At 47.5% G+C, this 19,386-nt stretch carries 21 protein-coding genes and 2 pseudogenes; 3 read left to right on the forward strand and 20 right to left on the reverse strand.

Annotation, left to right across the window (positions count from 1 at the left end; all coding sequences use genetic code 11):
• The first annotated feature begins 45 nt into the window (after positions 1-45).
• On the forward strand, positions 46-429 hold the full coding sequence (locus NZD86_RS17200; RefSeq protein WP_268043277.1) for a YncE family protein: 384 nt from the start codon (positions 46-48) through the stop codon (positions 427-429).
• A gap of 545 nt (positions 430-974) precedes the next feature.
• Complete coding sequence (locus NZD86_RS17205; RefSeq protein ID WP_268043278.1) at positions 975-1,328, forward strand: hypothetical protein; 354 nt, start codon at positions 975-977, stop codon at positions 1,326-1,328.
• A gap of 514 nt (positions 1,329-1,842) precedes the next feature.
• Here NZD86_RS17205 and NZD86_RS17210 read toward each other — a convergent pair.
• The 19 genes and pseudogenes from NZD86_RS17210 to pruA form a co-directional block, all read right to left on the reverse strand.
• A pseudogene (locus NZD86_RS17210) lies at positions 1,843-3,059 on the reverse strand (IS110 family RNA-guided transposase).
• Between the two features lie 210 nt (positions 3,060-3,269).
• The gene (locus NZD86_RS17215; RefSeq protein ID WP_268043279.1) at positions 3,270-3,863 is read right to left on the reverse strand and encodes a DUF6094 domain-containing protein; all 594 of its coding nucleotides are present in this window, start codon (positions 3,861-3,863) and stop codon (positions 3,270-3,272) included.
• A gap of 240 nt (positions 3,864-4,103) precedes the next feature.
• Positions 4,104-5,372, reverse strand: coding sequence for an MFS transporter (locus NZD86_RS17220; RefSeq protein ID WP_268043280.1), 1,269 nt, complete (start codon positions 5,370-5,372; stop codon positions 4,104-4,106).
• Between the two features lie 99 nt (positions 5,373-5,471).
• A complete protein-coding gene (locus tag NZD86_RS17225; protein WP_268043281.1) occupies positions 5,472-5,654 on the reverse strand; it encodes a hypothetical protein in 183 nt (60 codons plus the stop codon).
• Between the two features lie 432 nt (positions 5,655-6,086).
• A complete protein-coding gene (locus NZD86_RS17230; protein ID WP_268046918.1) occupies positions 6,087-6,635 on the reverse strand; it encodes an NADPH-dependent FMN reductase in 549 nt (182 codons plus the stop codon).
• Positions 6,636-7,031: pseudogene (locus tag NZD86_RS17235) on the reverse strand (hypothetical protein); the annotation flags it as partial. It abuts the gene before it with no gap.
• A gap of 189 nt (positions 7,032-7,220) precedes the next feature.
• Positions 7,221-8,006: an arylamine N-acetyltransferase family protein gene (locus NZD86_RS17240; protein WP_268043282.1), complete on the reverse strand. Its 786-nt coding sequence runs from the start codon at positions 8,004-8,006 to the stop codon at positions 7,221-7,223.
• 460 nt (positions 8,007-8,466) lie between these two features.
• Complete coding sequence (locus NZD86_RS17245; RefSeq protein WP_268043283.1) at positions 8,467-9,039, reverse strand: GNAT family N-acetyltransferase; 573 nt, start codon at positions 9,037-9,039, stop codon at positions 8,467-8,469.
• A gap of 328 nt (positions 9,040-9,367) precedes the next feature.
• Positions 9,368-10,576 (reverse strand): multidrug effflux MFS transporter, encoded by a 1,209-nt coding sequence (locus tag NZD86_RS17250; RefSeq protein ID WP_268043284.1) that lies wholly within the window; start codon positions 10,574-10,576, stop codon positions 9,368-9,370.
• Positions 10,577-11,067: 491 nt separating this feature from the next.
• A complete protein-coding gene (locus tag NZD86_RS17255) occupies positions 11,068-11,229 on the reverse strand; it encodes a hypothetical protein (RefSeq protein ID WP_268043285.1) in 162 nt (53 codons plus the stop codon).
• Between the two features lie 121 nt (positions 11,230-11,350).
• Positions 11,351-11,824, reverse strand: coding sequence for a Cys-tRNA(Pro) deacylase (gene ybaK, locus NZD86_RS17260; RefSeq protein ID WP_268043286.1), 474 nt, complete (start codon positions 11,822-11,824; stop codon positions 11,351-11,353).
• Positions 11,821-12,129 carry a cupin gene (locus tag NZD86_RS17265; RefSeq protein ID WP_326492584.1) on the reverse strand — a complete coding sequence of 103 codons (309 nt, stop codon included), beginning with the start codon at positions 12,127-12,129 and terminating at the stop codon, positions 11,821-11,823. The genes ybaK and NZD86_RS17265 overlap by 4 nt, the downstream gene beginning before the upstream one ends.
• A gap of 105 nt (positions 12,130-12,234) precedes the next feature.
• Positions 12,235-12,636: an alpha/beta hydrolase family protein gene (locus NZD86_RS17270; protein ID WP_268043288.1), complete on the reverse strand. Its 402-nt coding sequence runs from the start codon at positions 12,634-12,636 to the stop codon at positions 12,235-12,237.
• 417 nt (positions 12,637-13,053) lie between these two features.
• Entirely contained in the window at positions 13,054-13,575 is a 522-nt protein-coding gene (locus NZD86_RS17275; RefSeq protein WP_268043289.1) for a staygreen family protein, read from the reverse strand.
• 127 nt (positions 13,576-13,702) lie between these two features.
• Positions 13,703-14,827: a S53 family peptidase gene (locus NZD86_RS17280; RefSeq protein ID WP_268043290.1), complete on the reverse strand. Its 1,125-nt coding sequence runs from the start codon at positions 14,825-14,827 to the stop codon at positions 13,703-13,705.
• A 74-nt stretch (positions 14,828-14,901) separates the two neighbouring features.
• Complete coding sequence (locus NZD86_RS17285; RefSeq protein WP_268043291.1) at positions 14,902-15,372, reverse strand: low molecular weight protein-tyrosine-phosphatase; 471 nt, start codon at positions 15,370-15,372, stop codon at positions 14,902-14,904.
• Positions 15,373-15,443: 71 nt separating this feature from the next.
• Positions 15,444-16,124, reverse strand: a complete 681-nt coding sequence (gene bshB2 / locus NZD86_RS17290; RefSeq protein ID WP_268043292.1) for a bacillithiol biosynthesis deacetylase BshB2 — start codon at positions 16,122-16,124, stop codon at positions 15,444-15,446.
• A 5-nt stretch (positions 16,125-16,129) separates the two neighbouring features.
• The gene (locus NZD86_RS17295; RefSeq protein ID WP_268043293.1) at positions 16,130-16,507 is read right to left on the reverse strand and encodes a YojF family protein; all 378 of its coding nucleotides are present in this window, start codon (positions 16,505-16,507) and stop codon (positions 16,130-16,132) included.
• Between the two features lie 197 nt (positions 16,508-16,704).
• Positions 16,705-18,243 carry an L-glutamate gamma-semialdehyde dehydrogenase gene (pruA, locus tag NZD86_RS17300; RefSeq protein WP_268046919.1) on the reverse strand — a complete coding sequence of 513 codons (1,539 nt, stop codon included), beginning with the start codon at positions 18,241-18,243 and terminating at the stop codon, positions 16,705-16,707.
• Positions 18,244-18,427: 184 nt separating this feature from the next.
• Here pruA and NZD86_RS17305 point away from each other — a divergent pair, with 184 nt between their 5' ends.
• On the forward strand, positions 18,428-18,931 hold the full coding sequence (locus NZD86_RS17305; protein ID WP_268043294.1) for a cupin domain-containing protein: 504 nt from the start codon (positions 18,428-18,430) through the stop codon (positions 18,929-18,931).
• Here the strand turns inward: NZD86_RS17305 and NZD86_RS17310 are convergent.
• Positions 18,909-19,370, reverse strand: a complete 462-nt coding sequence (locus NZD86_RS17310; RefSeq protein ID WP_268043295.1) for a GNAT family N-acetyltransferase — start codon at positions 19,368-19,370, stop codon at positions 18,909-18,911. The genes NZD86_RS17305 and NZD86_RS17310 overlap by 23 nt on opposite strands.
• Between the last annotated feature and the right edge of the window lie 16 nt (positions 19,371-19,386).

The following is a 19,386-nucleotide window of genomic DNA, read 5'->3' on the forward strand; positions in this document are numbered from 1 at the left end:
TCAATCCATATTTATCCACACGTAACCCCACGGGAGACCATGGTCATGAAAGTCCAAGTCCAGACCTACGAGAATGAAAGTTCAATTGATCCTAGACCATTGTTTTCCTATATTCATCCATTTGTTACAAGCGGTTTACTTCGCTATGAATATTTCAGGATTCCTGTTGGAATTGCACCACATGGCCTTGCAATTGACACACAGCGTAATCGGTTATATGTGAATAACACCGGTAGTAACTCCGTATCGATCATTGATACAGTTGATAACAATTTGATACAAACAGTACCTGTTGGAAAACAACCGCAGGGTTTGTCAGTTGACCCAAAAACAGGAAAAGTCTACGTAGCAAACCAAGCTGACGAGACATTGTCGGTAATCGAAGCAGTTCATTCAAGTTTATCTCAATACAAGGCTTATGAAACCTGAAGGTGGTACCAGTTGCATTATCAAATAGGGGCTATCGGGAAGGAACATGCAGTAGCGGAGCGGTCTAGCTAAAGCTGTGCGCAACGTGGTTGGTTACAGCCCGACTCTGATTGCCGGAGGTGCCCTATCGTTCAGAATATCCTCGCCAAATTGCTTGGCTTTCGTCTTGCCCATATGCTACATGAGTTTGCAATAGAATAAATCGTTCTGTGCGGTAAATTTAGCTGTCGTGTGTCCCGTCCTTTCAAAAAAACAGTTTCACGTCACTGCAAGAGTATAATCCAGATATTGTATTACAACTGTTCCCGGACCATACGTTAGCAAGAGTCGACGAACAAAGGAGGCGAAAGACTTATATTGGTGGGTTCCTCTGCACTCACAATTTTATGAAAGAGAGTATCTTCGTTTCAAAGTCTCTAGGTGATTATGTTGGTTTGATCGATCTAGGGTAAATGAAAGAAGTAAAGAACTTCCGAATAATAACGACTCGGTCGTTGCATCTTATAACTGTATTTACCTCATAAAGAAACGGGAGTATAAGTCCTATGAACATTGGTAACGTAGTTCGGGAAACAATGGCCCATTATGAATTGGCGAATGAGGCTCTACTCGATGTTTGGGACGAGTTAGATCGATATGAAATAAACTTGATCCTTGAAAAGCAGCAAAATTGGATAGAGCAGCTGGTTCAGCGTCAGTGTATGTATCACGATAATGAACATAAAGATCCATCTGAAATCCTGGCGCATACTCTTCAACACTATGAAAGGGCAAATCGGTATCTATACGAGAACTGGGACGAAATTCCATCTGAAGAACGATTCTATCTGTTGAACAAGCAGCGTGAGCGACTTCAAGATTTACGTGCCCTAATTAATATGTTGAGGACCAACTGGTGATTGACCAAACACGTTAAAAATCACTAGTTATTCACGTTGCATTCATTAGAGTTGTTCGATCAACTGGGCAACTACTGACTTGAGCCTTTTGCAGAATTTGAAATTTATACGTAATCCATGCGTATATAGCACACCTCGTTGTTAAACACCACATCTGGTGCATCCTGGATCGACAGAGCTAATTAGCAAAACGCTCAACTTATTAACGGGCCTAACTGTTATCCGTGATGGTGGAAATGATAAGAACGAGCTGTTCACGATAGATTCATATTCCGAAGAATGGAGTAGAAACCAGGTACCGAAATAGAGACGTCATTTGATGTCGTTTGTTTTTGAGGGAACGACTCTGCACCAATAGTTACCACCTCGAGTTACTTACTAATGGTCGTTCAGCACGATATTTCCTTTTCCTATCCTGAAAATAATTGAGCGATGACCAGGGTAAAACGACATACTGAAATAAGCCCACCACAAGATGGGTTTTAAAAGGAACTCTGTGATGTCTGGAGATCATTTATGCGACAGGTTTTACGGTGACCTCCAACCCGAGTGATTGCAACTTCCGGATCGCCTGCTTTACGACTGCGTCTTTCTTGCGTGCTTCGTAATATGTTGGGCCGAGTTCAATATAAGGCTGACGTCGCTGTAACACGTAATACACGATGGTTAAGATGCTGTGGGCCACTGCAACTGCTGCACGGTTTTTGCCTCTTCGAGCTGCAATTCGATGGTACTGGGCAGAGAGATAAGTCTGCTTCGTTCTCGCCGCTGCGCGTGCTGCTTCCACCAGCGCTGCTCTGAGTTTTTGATTCCCTTTGCGTGTTTTCCCCGACTTTCGTTTCCCGGCGCTTTCATTGTTCCCTGGAGCCAGTCCTGCCCAAGAGCATAAATGGGCAGCAGACGGAAATTGGGTCATGTCTGTCCCAATTTCAGCCAGAATTTGTTCTGCTGTTCGTCGACCGACACCGGGGATGGTGTCCACTAGCTCCAGGTCTTCTTCAAAAGGGAGCATGCGCTCCTTGACTTCTTCATCCAGCCGGGCAATCTCTTCATCTAAGTAATCGATGTGACGTAATTGGGCTGCCAGCATCATTCGTTGGTGGGAGCCCATAAGCCCATTCAGTGCCTTGTGCAAATCGGCCTTCTTCGCCTTCATCCGGCCTTTGGCTAACCCTGACAATACCTCCGGGTCTTCTTCTCCGTGGATCATTGCTTCCAACATCGCCCGCCCAGATTTGCCAAGTGTATTGCTGGCCACTGCAGAAAGCTTGATGTTGGCACCTTCCAACACCTTTTGAACCCGATTCACCTCTCTTGCCCGCTCGTCAATGAGACTTCGGCGGTAGCGAATGAGTTCTCGTAGTTCCCGTTGTTCACGGTTGGGGATGTAACTGGCTTGCAACAGCCCGTGGCGGAGCAATCCGGCGATCCATTCGGCATCCTTCACATCGGTCTTACGGCCCGGAACGTTCTTCATGTGCTTGGCGTTCACCACAAGCACTTGACAGTCCGCCGACTCCAGAAGGTTGTAGATTGGCTTCCAGATGAAGCTGTGCTTTCCATAGCAACATGCGTGCATTCATGTTGTCCTAACCAGTCAACCATCTCCAGGAGATCCTCCGTCATCGTGGAGAACGTGCGAATCTCCTTGGCCTCCGGCGTCAGCACACAGGCGACCACCGTCTTCTTGTGCACATCGAGGCCGCAACAACGTTCGTATACGACATCCATGCCAATCCTTCCTGATGGACTGGTAATATTGAAGGGCTGGTGCAACGACCATAACGGATCATTCTATCCTGCGTGCTTCTCCGAGGAGGAGAGCGACATTCTGTGGTGCACCTGGTCGTCGTAGTCAGTCTAATCAGCGGGCTCGAGGCACCAAGGAGTGACGACCTGCCTTCGCCAGCCACCAAAAAATCATTCAACACAAAGGCATTTTCATCCTTCTGCTGGTGCCGCCCCGGCGGCATGGGAGTCTAATCCTTTTTCACGACGGGTTCCGAATACCACGACTTGTTGGTAGGCTTGAAATTCCGCGTCGTCGAACCGGTATACGGCCAGGTTTGTGTACCGATTTTCCAGGGCGTTCACCATTTCTTTAGTGAGTGTATACCGCGGAACAATGAACACTAACACACCGTTTGGTACGACGTACTTGGACGTGTTTCGAAGAAACCAAAGTTCAAGGCGTGTACTGTCGCTTCCTTGGCCCGCACGATTGTCATATGGCGGGTTAAGCCATAACAGTTGCATACTCGCGGGGTCAATGCGTGCATGTTCAAACGCCGAGGGGACCACTTCATCTAGGACCATTGCCGCTGCTTGAGCTCGTCCTTTGTCGATCTCAAACCCATACGAACGTGAAGTCTCAGGTACATTGTCTTGAACATGCCGGAGTGCAACACCTTCGCCACAACACGGATCCCAAAGTCGAGCTGGACCTTTGAACAAAAGTCTCTTTACTATTTTGTCAGTCATTGTATCTGGAGTTGCGAAATACCCCAGCTTCGCTTCACTTTCATATCGACTCATAGTCACCCAACGTCTGAACAAAGAAAGCGGAGCGCCCTCCGTCCATGTTCAGACGGAGGGCTTCACCTCCCGTATTAGGGGTCACGTCACGAAACGGAAAAAATCGTACGCTAAGACAGCATTGAAAAAAACAGATACCCCCTCACAAGGACTACCGATCTTTTTCTGCCAGGGTGTTTTTGAATTAACGCTCCCGTTAACGACACAAGGATTGCGAATCAAAGTAATACGATTCGTGACCTAATCGAATCTGCGTACTGCTGGAACGGCCATTGTCACCATCGTTACGAACAGCATAAATGTTGCCTCAACCCACACTGTATGAATACCGCCTATTTCCGTAGCTAACCAACCAGTTAATACGTTTCCCAAGGGTAATAACACCCAAGAACCGAAATAATCTAGACTGGCCGCACGGCCGTATGCCTCAGGTGCAATCAATTCCTGCATACTGCCTTCCCAAACCACGCCGAACAGCATTCCCCCGGCACTGGCGATGGCCATAAGGATCATAAGCATTGGGGTGCTATGCACGAGCGCTAGTCCCAACATAGCTAATGCATCTACCGCTAATCCACCGTACGCAATGTAAGCTCGGTGTCTCCACGTACTCCGCTTCCCGTAGATGATAGCTGAAACGATGGCACCAATGCCTGCCGCACTGCTGATGAGGCCATATGCGTAGTCAGAGAGGTGTAGATGGATTTTGACTACCCACGGAACAAGAATGGTGGTAAGGCCTGTGCTTGCAATGCTGAGGAAGGAGAAGGCTAGAATGGTAATCCACAGCCACGGATGTTTCTTTAGCTCCTGATAGCCACCGAGCAATTCGTTGGCGTAGTCTCGCATTCCTTGTCGAGCGGTAGATTTTTGCCTTGGTACTGGAATGTGCAGAAACGTCAGGCTGATGACGGATGCCAACAACATCAATGCATCAAGTCCAAAACCCGCGGCCGGAGAAGCGAAGCCTACGATCATCCCTCCTAAGGCTGGCCCGAGCAATCGCGATGTTTGCATGGTGATTTGTGTAAGCGATATGGCCGCGCTACGGATCTCTGGTGTGAAGACCTGTTGGCGCGCACCGGAGTACGCAGGGTTGAATAAGGCTTCCATACCACCATAAACGAGTACAAATCCTCCTAGGACCCGTGTGTCCATCCATCCTGTCATGTACAATACCGTAAGTGTTGTAACGAGAATGCATCGTATGACGTCTGTGGTCATCATGACCCGGGTTCGTGAGATTCTGTCCACTAGAACCCCGGTAAAAGGCAACAAGACGACTTGCGGGATCATAAACAGGCCCATGATGATGCCAAGCTGCAAAGTGGACCCTGACGTGTGAAGGACCGCTAATGGCAAGGTAACCCATAGTACGGAGTCGCCAAATTGGGACAGTGTTTGCCCCAACCACAAGGCTGTAAAGTTTCGAGATGTGCGAACGGGTCTGAATAGACCTGAATGATTTTCCACATCGATACATTCGTTGGAAGCTGTTGTCGGTTGCATCGAAACTCCTCATTTTATGTTCCCGTTTTTAAGAATCGTCGTCTAAGGGTGCTTTTAGAGACAGAAGAATTAGCATAAAATCAGCAAATTAATGCTTAACTAACGCCCCCGTTCCGACTGTGGAAATAGCATCACGGTGACATTCTCATCCCCGATGACTAGTCTGGCGTTATCCTCTGAATTGCCCGCTCCCCGCTTCACTGAAAATCCAATTTGACTGAAAAACTCTTCCGACTTGTCGAGATCCTCAACTGGCAAATTTAACCATATTTCATTGGCCAAATCTTCTCCTCCTCGTAACGTCCGTGCTTTACATTCCGCTCAAATTTCAACCTTGTCTTGTAAATGTTCATTTTGTACCGTCTTCGTTATACGCAGATTGCTTCACTCCTCCTCTACTTAACGAACACGAAGGTTTCCACAGCCGATGAACAAAACTTCGGATCAGACCAAACTCCCGTCTAACCTTCTATCATCCATCACATATTTAGACGAACGAACGATCCCAAAATCATCGGTGCTTGGAATCTGAGTGGTGCGTCACGGCGGTCAAACTATCTGCTGATTTCTTGAGTAGCATTCAAACGTGGCAGACCAAACTTCAAAATAAAGCGGAGTCGATGAAAGTGTGGGTGTGGGTAAGTTATTTGGGCTCCCGTCTTTTTGCCCCTTATGGTTAACGGTAATTGTCCGGCTGTTGCGGGTTGTTCTTAATTATTTACTCGATACTCGAATAAGCGAATCCATGAGCTTCTGGGCTTCAAATTTCGTTTGTTCATCAATGATGGAGCCGTCAGGCGACAATTTCATGGTGATTAATGGAACCTTTAGACTACAGTCTTCCGCCACGATTGCATTCATCATTGAGAGTGTTCCCAATAGTGAGGCATGAGCTATTTCTCCACCTGAAGGATGAGGCGACGCACTAACAATCGCTACAGGTTTGTTATAAAATTCGCCGGAGGATACAACCCAATCAAGTGCGTTTTTTAGCGTACCAGGAACCCCTTTGGCGTATTCTGGTGTACAGATGAATACTCCGTCCGCTTCTCTTAAATGATTACGCCACCTGTTCACCTCTAGAGGTACGTCATTGCCATCTAAGTCAGGATTAAAATGTGGCAAAAGACCAAGCTCGTCGTAAATAGTCACATTAGCGTTTCGTGGAGCCATCTCAACCATCGATCGCATAAGTAGCGAGTTTGACGATCTGTTTCTCAAACTTCCTGAGATAGCTAGTATCTTAATCAACGGGGAGTTCACAACTAACTCAAAAAGCTCGACGACGAGTATGGTTTCATCTGTAAGTGGGACCCCTTCTGTTGCCATACCATTCCATGCTTTGATGTGGTCCCATTTGAATTTTTCCACGTCATCTCCGTCACCCTCGCCTTTAACTAACCGTGGGTCTGGATTACCAAACGTTGTTTCAAATACTTCAAGATGGCGGACGTTACATCGAGGTGTACCAAGTTTGTCTGTAACCGTACATACTTTCCCAACCAATGCGCAAGTTCTCTCTAATTCATCTGGAGTGTAAGAAATCTTGGGAGCACATGTAGCTGTTTTCTTTCCGTCAATGATTTGTTGGATGAGCCTTTCACCAATTCCGTTGTCTCCGTCCCATCCATAGTGATACTTGTCCTCATAAATGACCATAAATGTAATTCCTTTCGCTACATCAAGTTGAATTAACCTAGGGTGGATTTTGCAAATTGTATGTTCATGCGTGACCAAGACGAACCCTTTCTAGGACATATGCTCCCTCATGTTCAAGAAAAACCAAGAACTGATTCATGACTTGACTTGGGACGAAGAGGTTCGCATGTCAATTTTTCGACCTAAATATTATGAACATGCCAAGTCCATTCCGAAATGGATCTTTAACAAAGCCTTTTGTTCATCATTTGACAGTATGGGTCTCCGTTCCTTATCAGATCCAATTGTAACGATAAATGAGTCACCAGAAATCGATATTCGTCCCTGCGGAGTTGCTTTGGAAACAATGAGGTTTTTCGTAAAATGAGAGTCAGGTGAGGTTTGCTGGTGTATGTTCATGTGTCTAAAGTCCTCGATGTGTCGAGACGTTAGCGTGAATCGGTATTCTGAAACCCACTCACCGTTCAGTTTTTTCTGAAAGAAGAGAACATCTGAATCAATTTCATGAGTGATACGATACGAACCACTTACATCAGTAACAACTTCCCCTGATAAAGGTAAGGGGCTACGAACAGAGTCACCAAATCCAACATCCACAATGTAGTCGTTATCAAGATGTACCAAAAGAGCCATGTGATCGAATTCGGGTCCGAATGATCCATCGTCCCGAATAACCCGTCCTGATAATAGTGATACACGATACCCAAGCCGCTTCAAAAGCCACGCTAACAGTCCGTTCAGTTCGTAACAATAACCTCCCCGTCTTTTGTCGACAATCTTGTCATATAATGAGTCTAGGTCCAATTCAACTGGGATTCCGTGGATGATATTTAGGTTCTCAAATGGGACGGATAACATATGGCGTTCTTGAATATGTCGCAGAGAGATATAGTCCACTACTATTGCTTCGGTGATGCCAATACGTTCGAGATATCGCTTAATATTAGGCTCTTTAACTGTCAACTCATTTGGCAAGGCGATACCTCCATCTGCCGTCGTGATACGAATTGCCCGTTCAGAAATCTATCAGCATTTTTTGATTCATATGGTACGTCTATAACGCAGAGAGCAACCCAATAATCACCGTTCTGTACTTCTCTGGTCACACGTTCGACATTGTAAAATCCTCAACAATTCTCTGTATGTAGGCTCTGGGTGCTGAAGTATAAGTAGCCCAATAGCCACGGGTACAAACACCGCAGATTCCTTCGACATGTTTTAATTCGGCCTTTTGAACAGTGAACTATACCCTCCGCTTGTTAGTTTCCCGGCAAATAAACTGATTAGACTCTATAATAGTCATCAAAATTTCAGCAGGAAATAGTTCAATAGTCGTACATCGGAGTACTTGAACAAACTCCCCACTAACGAATAAGCCTTATCGGTTCGGGAGTGTGTAATCATACGGTTTTCTTCGATTTATTCCCCCACAAGTTCAAGGATACGGAAGCGACGTTTCATCATCCCAATGCACGGGAGTTGTCGTATGATTAGCCCAATCGTAACGAAGAATGGCGTATGCTACGGCATCCACCCAATCCGACGGACTGTCTCCTGTTTCCCATCCAGCTCGATAATGAGCCTCCTTGACGTATCCACATGACTTTAATACTTTCCGCATAGCAACATTATCTTGGCGTGTATTTGCTTCAATACGACTAATTCCGGAGTAGTTTTCAAACGCAAAGTTGGTTAGCCAACTTACTGCTTTCCGTCCGATCCTCATGCCACGATGGCTCGTGTTAATTCTGATATCAAACATAGAGGTGGAATCGAGGAAATCGTACAGTTGGATGAGACCCACCTTTTTCTGGGAGTCTATTTCAATCCAAAATGTTTTCTTGTTATCTCCATGAAGACCACCAAGCTCAATCCATCTAACCGCTCCTTCAATGGATATCTCGGGATTAGTAAAATTATTCCACACATCAGATGACAGCCATTGAGCAAGCGTCTGCTTCTCATCAAGATTAACCTCAGTAAATTCAATGCGGCTAAACAATACCATTTTGCCACCTCTTACATGGGTCAGTAATCCTCGTGGCCACATATGATCATCCTTCCTGCGCAAACATAAACTCTTATCGATAATGTTTACACAACGGATGTCTGAAAGATAGGAATTTTTATTGTAGTTATTCTGTATCGGCTTTCGTATGTGGCCATGCACTGTTCTCTCAAGTCTCAGCAGAAATCACGATGTGCCAAACGGAGCCGGTGTCGTTCATTATGACTAGTTCAACAACGTATGTTAAAAAACGGACGCCGTCAGGGTGTCCGTTTTACAATTATCGACTTGGTGGGCCATGTCACTGCCTAGAAGAAGTACGCCACATTTATACCGATTCCGTAGTCTGGACATTCATTCTTCTCTTTACGGTTAAAAGCGTATAACAACCTATAGAAAGTAGGCTCGCCATTAAAAGGATGATGCCTAGTGGCACAGCGGAGTACTCGCCTGCAATGCCCACTAATGGAGAACTGACACAACCTAATAAAAATGGAATCACGCCGAGCAATGCAGAGGCACTACCCGCGACGTGTCCTTGGGATTCCATTGCTAAAGTGAACGAAACTGGACCGATGGTTCCCATTGATGCGACATAACAAACCAACGGAATCACGAGTGCAAACAGTGGTCCGTGCGTCAGAACGACAACGAGTACGGTGATCGTTGCGATAAACGACAATCCTAACCCGAAATGGAGAATGCGATGCTCAGGGATTCTCCCCGCTAATTTGCGGACCACTTGTGAGGCAGTGATTAACACGATTCCGTTTAATGCGAAAAGCATAGAAAACACTTGCGGAGAAACTCCGTAAATTTTCTGATACACAAACGGTGTACCAGCGACGTAAGCGAAGACGCCCCCAAGCATAAACCCTTGTGCCAATACGTAGCCCATAAATACTCGATTTCCGAGGAGCGTCTTAAAGTTTCCGAACATCTGCCCGAAATTGCTGCGAATCCGTTTCTCTGCTGGCAAAGTTTCTTTCAGTCTCCAGATCGTTGTAATGGATAGGATGAATCCGAGTATCCCTAATAAATAGAACACGCCTTCCCATTTCGTGAACGAGATGACCGCACTTCCCGCAAGGGGTGCGAGCAAGGGTGCGACGCTGCTCATTACGCTAATCAATGAAAAGAACTTCGTGAGTTCCGTACCGTTGTGGGTGTCACGAGCAATCGCACTTGAAATCGTTCCAGCCGACACCGCGAATCCTTGTATAAAACGCAAGGCGATAAAAATCCCGATATTCGGTGCAAAGGCACAACCGATCGACGATAGACAGTAAATAATCATGGCGATGATGAGTGGTTTTCGTCTGCCGTGGACATCGCTTAGTGCACCCATGGTGATTTGTCCGAGTGCTAATCCCAATAGACAAGCCGTCAAACTGACCTGGATCGTCGACGCAGTCGTTCCGAAGAATTTCATCATTTGCGGAAACGACGGGAGATACATATCGAAGGTAAACGGTCCCAAGCCAGAGAACATAGCTAACATGAAAGCGAATCTAAGGTGATGTTTGTTTGATTTCATTTTGAACTCCTATTATGAATGATTTTAATAAGCCAACAACCTGTTTACTATAAACCATCTATTTTTCCTGTTCCATAATACAATTGAACCATTTCTGTCGAGTAGGGGACTGGTTGACCAGCCCTCATCAAACCGTATGAGCGATTTTCCCGCATACGGCTTTCCGATGTTCTTCACCTTTCGCTTTAAATAGACTTTTAGTGTTCATCGTCAGTTCCAGTCTCCTGAATAGTGCTTTGTGGTCTATATATTTTCAAACGGAAATTTCATGTTTATATGTAATTGATGTAGCGGTCGGATGTGTTCACAACCAAATGTGCCGTCAAAATCCGGCATGTCTGTAATACCGGGAAGTCGAACGGATATCGTCACGCGTCCGTCGATAACATCGTATCGTCACTCTCAGTGTATCGCAGTACCCATAAGACTCCGCCTAATAGCAATGCGGCGCAGAAGGTGATTGCGAAGCGAACGGTTACTAGTGGTGCTACTTACTCGCAGGCAACAACGAGACCCGCTTTCCAGGGAGAATGTGTACTCTGAAGGACAATCCAGGGAAGTGCAAGTTCCGTGAACCGATCTCCAAAAATAGAAACCATGCGACCAAACCACAAGGATCGAAAGTTAAAAGTTTCCGGAATACCGTTAGCCACAGTGAACTCTCCATAGTCCCATAAGGATTGGGTATCGTATTTTCATGTAGGACATCTCTGTATTCCTGCTCAACACCCACTTCGAAGATGGATTATTGATTGGCGTTCTGAACAACTCCAGTTATCGAGAAATAGAATCAAGATTTGCTTCACACGCACGTACCAAGTCCATACCATTTAAGAAAATTTGAACACCTCTTTTGCCGGCACTGATGCTTACAGGGTCTAAGTTTTGAATGGACTTCTCGATGTAAATTGGATACTTTTTCTTTACGCCAAGTGGGGAGACCCCGCCTCGGATATATCCAGTCAAAGTTTGGAGTTCTTTAACTGGAACCATCTCAACTTTTTTGTTTCCGCTAACACTCGCGGACACTTTTAGGTCTAACTCTTTATCTCCTGGGATACATGCCATAAAAACGCCCGTTTTATCACCGCGAAGGACAAGTGTTTTAAAGATCTGTGAAGGTGGAATGCCCACCTTCGCTGCAACCGTAACCGCATCAAGTTCTTCTTCATCCCAGTCGTACTCATGTAGCTTGTACTGAATCTTCAATGTATCTAAAATGCGGCACGCTATCGTTTTCGTGGTCACTTAACTTCACCTAACCTTTGCATAGAACGACTTAATAATTTTTCCGCGTGAATATCAGATTCAATAACAATGGCGGTCAATCCAGTATCAGTCTTCGTTTCGTGCCATTCACCTTCTTGCCAAAATATCGCATCCCCGACTGTAACATAAACCTTTTCTTCGGAATCGCATCGAACCCATCCCTCTCCATTTACAACGAGGAGTAGTTGTGGAGTAATGGTTTGATGAAAGCCAATAATGCCGTTGGATTCAAGATGCATGCAACCTATAAGTGCAGGTTTATCCGTGACGACAATCCGTGACATGATGAAATTCGAATCGAAGTGATTTATACGTCTTCCACTTTCCTGACCAAATCTAAAGATTTGCACTCTGTAGTCACCTCATTGCTACGATCATTACGGATTATTTTAAAAAATTCCGTTGAACCCGTATTGGTTGAACCAATCTAGCGTTTCACCGTGAACCTGTCTAATGTAATTAGTCAATCCATGGTTACCACCTTTAATGAGGTTGAATTGAACCGTTTTGTGTTGGGATTTCAGCTTATTTGCGTAGTCTCGAACCGTTTCCCAAATGACATTTTGATCGTTTGTACCTTGCTCGATTAATATCGGCGCTTGAATATTTGCCGTATTTTCATATGGAGAGTTAGATTTGTATGTGCTACTCTCCGTGTTGCTTTCTGAAGGCTTATTCATAGAAATGATTGTTCCGTCTGTTTTCTGGTGATTTTCGATGGACTGAATAGGAATAGAAGACGAAGTATTCAGTGTTAAAACCGCTGTTTGTGGATAATAGTTGTTGAACAACCGGTAATTGCTCCAACAAGAGAAAGGGCCGCATAGAACGTGACTAGTTGTTTCGTAACCATGTCTGTCACCTTCCGTTATCGCTATATTCTACAAATACTGATTATTACATAAGCGGTATAACATGAAAACGTGTATATGAACTTGTTGAACAAATTCCCCGTTGCGTTTATCTGTCCCTTAATCGAGAGCAAGACGTGGCAAGCCCACAATGCATTCTCATGCATCGGTGCTTGAGCCGCGTTATCCATCAAGTAACGAGGGGAAATTTGATCCGCTTCTTAGTCAACCATAAAACAAATCGCCCTGATCGAATGGAACAAGGCGATTGTCATACAAAATGTCTCTCGAATTCAGTGAGAAGGTCTCACTTTACTGGCGCAATGTCTTAGTAGTTGGGCGAAATCACATTCAGCACTACCTGCGACGGACGACTGGCGGTGGCGTCACATATTCCGAAAAATGTCCCCACTCCTCGGTGCGGTTGTACTTGTCATGAACGGACTCAAAATGAACGACAATCAGGGCATCATCCAAGTCTGGATGAGCTTTGAAGAGATAGGCATCGCCGTACCGAATGGCCCGGAGCGTGCGGGGCAATTCTCTCATGAACGCCTTATTTCGGTTCATTGCCCGGCCGATGATCCGTCCGCCACTGACATGGACAAAGGCATGAAACTCAGCTTTTGATGTCGGCTCACTCCTATCCGACTTCGTCACCCAGCGACCGATAAACTCGTCACGCTTCCATTTCGTGTACCATCCACATATCTGCGATTGGTGGTAATCCATTCCCACGCTCAAATACAACTTTCCCGTCCGATCCGAATGTGTCAGCGTGTAATGCCGTCCGTCCACAGGATCCGTCGGAGTCACACCTTCTAAAAAAACAGTCAGTAATTTGTCTGGTCGAAATTTAGGAGGGTTGCGCTGTGCCATCGCTATGCTCCTCTGTCGCTTGACGTTCGCCCATATATACGCAAAACGGACCAAATGGGTGCATTTCGCCCCACTGGTCCGTAAACATGATCGCAGCTTGTGCCTCGTTCAATCCATATATCAATCCTCATGCGTCGTGTGTTGCAAGGAATGCGATAAAGCTTGCCACGTCCAGCGAGCCAAGGCCCGTACAGGCGTCCCAGCCCGGTTTTGCTGTGTACCCAGTGACACCGTTGAAGCTGTTGTTACCTTGGATGACATCACGAAATGGGATGAGGTTCGTGTTCGAGTAGAGAATCTGACCCAAGTTTGCGACAGGTGGTTTGCCATTGAATGCTCTTGCTTCATTCGCCAGCGCGACAATGGCGGCAAAAACAGGGCAAGAAACCGATGTGCCGCCGACAACAGCTGTATCTCCTTGAAAGACAATTTGGTAACCACTTGCTGGATCTGCGTTGAAGGCGATATCCGGCAATGCACGCATCACACCAGGTAACGCTTTCTGCCAGGTCGGCTTCGCAAACAGAGATGAGTATCCACCGCCGGTTGCGCCGCCGTTTTGCGGGCCGTAATAGGTCCACGCCCTTTCGCCACCACTTGCGTTTAAGTGCGTTCCGCCAACTGCGATGGCGTTTGGCACGCTAGCTGGTGCATCGACATGTCGACGACGCGATCCGCTCAAGTCATGCAAACCATATGCTCCTTGGTCGCCAGAAGCGACGCACACTGTGATGCCCGTGTTGTCCAGCTTTTGGATGACACGGGCGATCCGTTGCAGATCGTTGGGAGAAAACGACTCTTCTGCGTCACCGTAGGAGATTGACAAGACACTTGGTTTGCGTTGTGTGTCGTTCAGAATAAACGTGAGGGTTCGGATCATCGCCTGGGCGAACTGAGCGTATGTGTCGCCGGCGTTTGCTTCATAAACAACCAACTTCGCCTGTGGCGCTAAGGCTCCGGCCCATTGGAGATCGAGTGAGGCCTCTTCGTCTTGAGGCTGTCGCCCTTGGTCGTTTCGCGTTCCGTCGACGGAAACAAATTCGACAGTTGGCGGCGTGATCCCGTGCATGTTCCAGAACGCTTTCGCGTCACGCAAACGATAACCGTTTGAAAACTCGAGGATTCCGATTGTCTGTCCGGAACCTTGATAATTGATGGGAAAGTGGTACGCTCGACGAATGTCCGAAGGATAGTAACCCTGGCCGTTGTTGACGAGCGCCCGAGTGGATAACAATAACTCTCGCTTCAACATCCAATCCCTCCTTCGTGCGTTTGGCACACAAATTAGGGTATGTGGACGTGCTCGGGCTCGTCTGTTATATCAACCTATTTTGACGCAAGATCCGCTTCCACCCTTAACAACAACGCGCGACAGCCACGCTCCACGAGCTCGTACACGTAGTCAAAACGGTTGTCGTAATAAGGGTCCGGCACATCCTTTTCAGGTACGTCCGGGACGAGTTCCAGCAAACGCGTTACATTGTCGGATGGTGAGAGACCCAAGCGAGCAAGCCCTTCCATATTTGCCTCATCCATGGCTATCACGTAATCATAAGACTTCAGCTCATCACGGCGAACCTGCCGACTGGAAATTCCCTCGTAGGAAATCCCGTGGTCATCGAGTACCTGTCGTGTGCCTTGGTGCGGCGGATCGCCGGCGTGCCAACCTCCTAGTCCGGCCGAATCCACCGTGACGCTCGATTCCAAATGGCGTTCCCGGAGCATCTTGCGAAACACCGCTTCAGCCATAGGAGACCTGCAAATGTTACCCAAACAGATAAACAAGACACGAATCATATTGCACTCCTCCAACTGAACACAACAAAGACTGCCCGGATTCCGGACAGCCCCCTATGCCAAATATTCATTTAGTCTTCGATATGATATATCCAAAAACGTTCTTTTGTCAGATTTGCTTCGATCTCGGCGCGCACCTTTGGATCGCTCGCCATCTGTTGTTCCATCTGCGAAAACATGCTCTCGTATTGAGACTTATGTGCACGCATCGCGGCCATCTTCTCCTCGTAAACCTCCGACACATCGAATTCGAAGTCCGGCGGACCAAGGACCTCACTTGCATTATTCGTGACAGCAGAAGCGTAAATGACAGGTCGCTCCGACTTCGGCAGTCGCTTAACGGCCCGGACGGTTGCTTCTGAGAGGGCGTCGTGATCGGGATGAACACCGTACTTTGGATAATATGTCATCACGATAGATGGGTTCACTTCGCGGATGACTGCCTCAATTTTGTCCGCGATCTCTTCCGGGTCCTCAAACTCTACCGTCTTATCGCGAAGGCCCAGTAAACGCAAGTCGTCTATGCCGAGTGCCTGACAGGCGTCTTCCAGTTCGGCTTTCCGAATAAGCGGCAGACTTTCACGCGTGGCAAAAGCCGGTTTTCCCATGTTGCGGCCCATTTCGCCCAGTGTCCCACAAATCAAAGTTGCCGGCGTACCCGCCTTCGTAAACAGGATGACCGTCCCGGCCTTACCGAACGATTCGTCATCAGGATGCGGGAATACAAGTAGTAAGTGACGCTCTTTTTGCATGGAAATCAAGCCTCCTCCCCATCGATGACGCCCATCGGAAAGGGTGTCTTTGACAACTCCATTGAGATTGCAAGACGACCTTCATCATCGTGGCCAGCAAGAAGCAATCGGCCTTTTTCGTCTATCTCAAAGTCCGTTAACCCTTGAGCATAAATCCAACCGTCTTCCATCTTCAAGCCCACACGATAGGGCTTCTCATCACCAGTTATGGTTGCACGGTGAAATTTCACTTTCCCATTGCGAATATAGGCGCAAACGGCCATTGGCTGACCGAAACGATGCGCTGCATAGGCACCGTTCGTTGTCTCCAAGTGCAGATACACTTCTTGATTTAGGTATCGGGACAGTTCAGACTGTACGGAATCGCGGTCAATCGATTGCACAGCGCTCACCCACTTTCAATTAAGAACTCACTGTTTTTCAGTGTACCGAACATGCGCGCTTGCTTCAAGCAACCTTAAAATCTGTGAGTCCCGATGGAACCAACAACCCGAACCATGTTACACAAAAAAGCTGCCGACTCAACGAGTGAATCGGCAACCATGCGATGACGACGAGTCATCATGATTTATTAGAAATCTTAAAACTGCTCGGTAACCGTCTTTGGTTGAACGAAATTGAGCAGGTAATCCGGACCGCCGGCTTTTGCATCCGTGCCTGACATGTTAAAACCGCCGAACGGCTGGATACCTACAAGCGAACCGGTGCACTTGCGGTTCAAATACAAGTTGCCGCAATCCATGTTCTGGCGCGCGTATTCAAGCCTTTCACGCAGGCGCGAGAAGACAGACCCTGTGAGTCCATACTCCGTGTTATTGAACACTTCGATGCCCTCTTCGAAGGATTTTACTTTACAGACCGCGAGGACAGGTCCAAAAATCTCTTCCTGCATAATCCGAGCGTCCGGAGCCGCATCGATAAATACAGTCGGGTTGACGAAGTATCCTTCCGAGTCGTCCGCTGTTCCGCCGAGCACGAGCTTGGCTTCCTTCTTGCCGATCTCGATATACCCCGTAACCTTAGCGAAAGATTTCTCATCAATGACCGGTCCCACGGCAAAGTTTTCAGCCGGGGCTCCCACAGAGAGCGCCTTTGCCTTCTCAACAATGTGTTCAACCACTTTGTCATAGATGGCCTCGTGAATAATGGCGCGAGATCCAGCAGAGCACTTTTGTCCTTGGAAGCCAAACGCCGACGCGACGATTGCTGCAGCTGCCTCTTCGGGGTCTGACGTCTCGTCGACCACGATGCCATCTTTGCCGCCCATTTCTGCGACGACGCGCTTGATCCAGCGCTGGCCTTCAGCTTTTTTATGAGCTGTTTCGTCGATGTGAAGACCAGTCGTCTTCGATCCGGTAAAGGACACAAACCGAACATCTTTGTGCCCGACCATGTAATCGCCAATTTCCTCCGGAGGACCTGGAACGAAGTTCAAGACACCCGCAGGCAAGCGCAGTTCGTCCATGATCTCCACAAACTTGGCTGCCATGACCGATGAGAGCGGAGACGGTTTCAAGAGCACCGTGTTCCCGGTTACCAACGCTGCAACCGTCGTCCCCGTCAGAATGGCAAGTGGGAAATTCCAAGGGGGAATGACCACACCGACACCAAGCGGCAAATACATCATGCGATTGTCTTCGCCAGGGTATGGCTCAACTTCAACACCTTTGCCGAGCCGGATCGCTTGACGCGCATAATACTCCAGAAAGTCGATTGCTTCGTTGACATCGCCATCCGCTTCGGCCCAGTTCTTACCGGATTCATAAATTTGCCAGGCCATGAGCTCCGGCTTGCGGCGGCGCATGATCTCAGCGGCCTTCATGAGGTACATTGCGCGTTCTTCGAAAGAGGTATGGCGCCAGCTCTCAAACGCTTTCTTTGCCGCGTCAATTGCCTCATCAATGTGCTTTTGATTCGCTTGACTAACATAACCGACAACTTCCCGGTGCTTTGCGGGGTTGACGGACGCCAATGGGTTCTCCGTTTGGATTTGTTTGCCGTTAATGTACAACGGGTACGTCTTGCCAAACTGTGCTTTTACTTGTTCAAGAGCAGCCAACAACTTGTCCTTGTGTGGAGCAGTTGTAAAATCGATTGGCGGCTCGTTGCGGTAAGGCATGAGTGTCAACTGACATACCTCCTGTGTTCATTCATGATAGAGCAAAATAATAAATGCTTCTCCGTCCTCTATCCTGCCAAACTTACCGGTTAAAAAGCAAATCCGAATGTTCAGTAAGATGAGTAAAGCAGGAAACTTTCCGAGACGCATGGAAGAAGAGCGTGTGAGGGGGTTACGGAAACGAATGAATGCGAAAAAATGGATTTCCACACTGAACCTGGAACGTCACCCAGAAGGCGGCTATTATCGCGAGTTGTACCACTCCGACGTGTGGCTCGATGACGAGTCAACACGGCTTCGCTACGGCGGAGAGCGCCGCAGCGCGACATCCATCTACTTCCTGCTAGAATCCGGCGATGTGTCACGGTTTCACCGCTTAAAGTCGGACGAAATCTGGTACTTTCATTCTGGAACTGCACTGACCGTGCACGTCATTGCGCCAGATGGAACCTATTCCAAACATCCGCTCGGGCTCGGCTTGTCAAATGGTGAGGAACCACAGATTTGCATCCCGCGCAACCACATATTCGGTGCGACCGTGAATGCAACGACACCAGACGACTATGCATTTGTCAGCTGCATGGTGTCGCCTGGATTTGACTTCGCAGACTTTGAGCTGTTTGAACAGGATGATTTACTGCGTCAATATCCACAGCACAGCGAGATCATTCGCCGCTTGACGAAGTGAGCGGCTTTTTCATACGGACGTGTAAAATTCCTGCGTCCAAAAATGGATTCTCACTGATGGTCGTGTATCCTAACTTCTTGTAGAACCCTTCCGCGTGGCATTGAGCGTCAAGCACCGCTGCGCGGAACCCGTCAGACTTCGCCATCTGTTCAATGGCTTCCATCACCACACGTCCATACCCACCGGCACGATAGGGCTTGCGAACGGCAACTCGCTGAATTTTCGCCGTTTCGTCGTCATATCGCTTGTACCTTGCAGTGGCAACTGGAACTCCAGCATCATCTCGAACGTAGAGATGATGGCCGACGCCCACAACGTCCTGCTCATCTATCTCCTCTTCCTCACTAACCCCCTGCTCGTCCACAAACACTTCACGACGAATGGCGATGCACTCGTCGAGATCGGCATTTTTCGTCACATGGATGATTTCCACATTCATTCCCCTTCAACCCGTT

The organism is Alicyclobacillus dauci (assembly GCF_026651605.1).
Lineage (GTDB): Bacteria > Bacillota > Bacilli > Alicyclobacillales > Alicyclobacillaceae > Alicyclobacillus > Alicyclobacillus dauci.

Coding starts and splice junctions, on each gene's coding strand:
- NZD86_RS17200 (WP_268043277.1), top strand. CDS start 46: ATGAAAGTCCAAGTCCAGACCTACGAGAATGAAAGTTCAATTGATCCT.
- NZD86_RS17205 (WP_268043278.1), top strand. CDS start 975: ATGAACATTGGTAACGTAGTTCGGGAAACAATGGCCCATTATGAATTG.
- NZD86_RS17215 (WP_268043279.1), bottom strand. CDS start 3,863: ATGAGTCGATATGAAAGTGAAGCGAAGCTGGGGTATTTCGCAACTCCA.
- NZD86_RS17220 (WP_268043280.1), bottom strand. CDS start 5,372: ATGCAACCGACAACAGCTTCCAACGAATGTATCGATGTGGAAAATCAT.
- NZD86_RS17245 (WP_268043283.1), bottom strand. CDS start 9,039: ATGGTATTGTTTAGCCGCATTGAATTTACTGAGGTTAATCTTGATGAG.
- NZD86_RS17250 (WP_268043284.1), bottom strand. CDS start 10,576: ATGAAATCAAACAAACATCACCTTAGATTCGCTTTCATGTTAGCTATG.
- NZD86_RS17265 (WP_326492584.1), bottom strand. CDS start 12,129: ATGTCACGGATTGTCGTCACGGATAAACCTGCACTTATAGGTTGCATG.
- NZD86_RS17275 (WP_268043289.1), bottom strand. CDS start 13,575: ATGGCACAGCGCAACCCTCCTAAATTTCGACCAGACAAATTACTGACT.
- NZD86_RS17280 (WP_268043290.1), bottom strand. CDS start 14,827: ATGTTGAAGCGAGAGTTATTGTTATCCACTCGGGCGCTCGTCAACAAC.
- NZD86_RS17285 (WP_268043291.1), bottom strand. CDS start 15,372: ATGATTCGTGTCTTGTTTATCTGTTTGGGTAACATTTGCAGGTCTCCT.
- bshB2 (WP_268043292.1), bottom strand. CDS start 16,124: ATGCAAAAAGAGCGTCACTTACTACTTGTATTCCCGCATCCTGATGAC.
- pruA (WP_268046919.1), bottom strand. CDS start 18,243: ATGCCTTACCGCAACGAGCCGCCAATCGATTTTACAACTGCTCCACAC.
- NZD86_RS17305 (WP_268043294.1), top strand. CDS start 18,428: ATGAATGCGAAAAAATGGATTTCCACACTGAACCTGGAACGTCACCCA.
- NZD86_RS17310 (WP_268043295.1), bottom strand. CDS start 19,370: ATGAATGTGGAAATCATCCATGTGACGAAAAATGCCGATCTCGACGAG.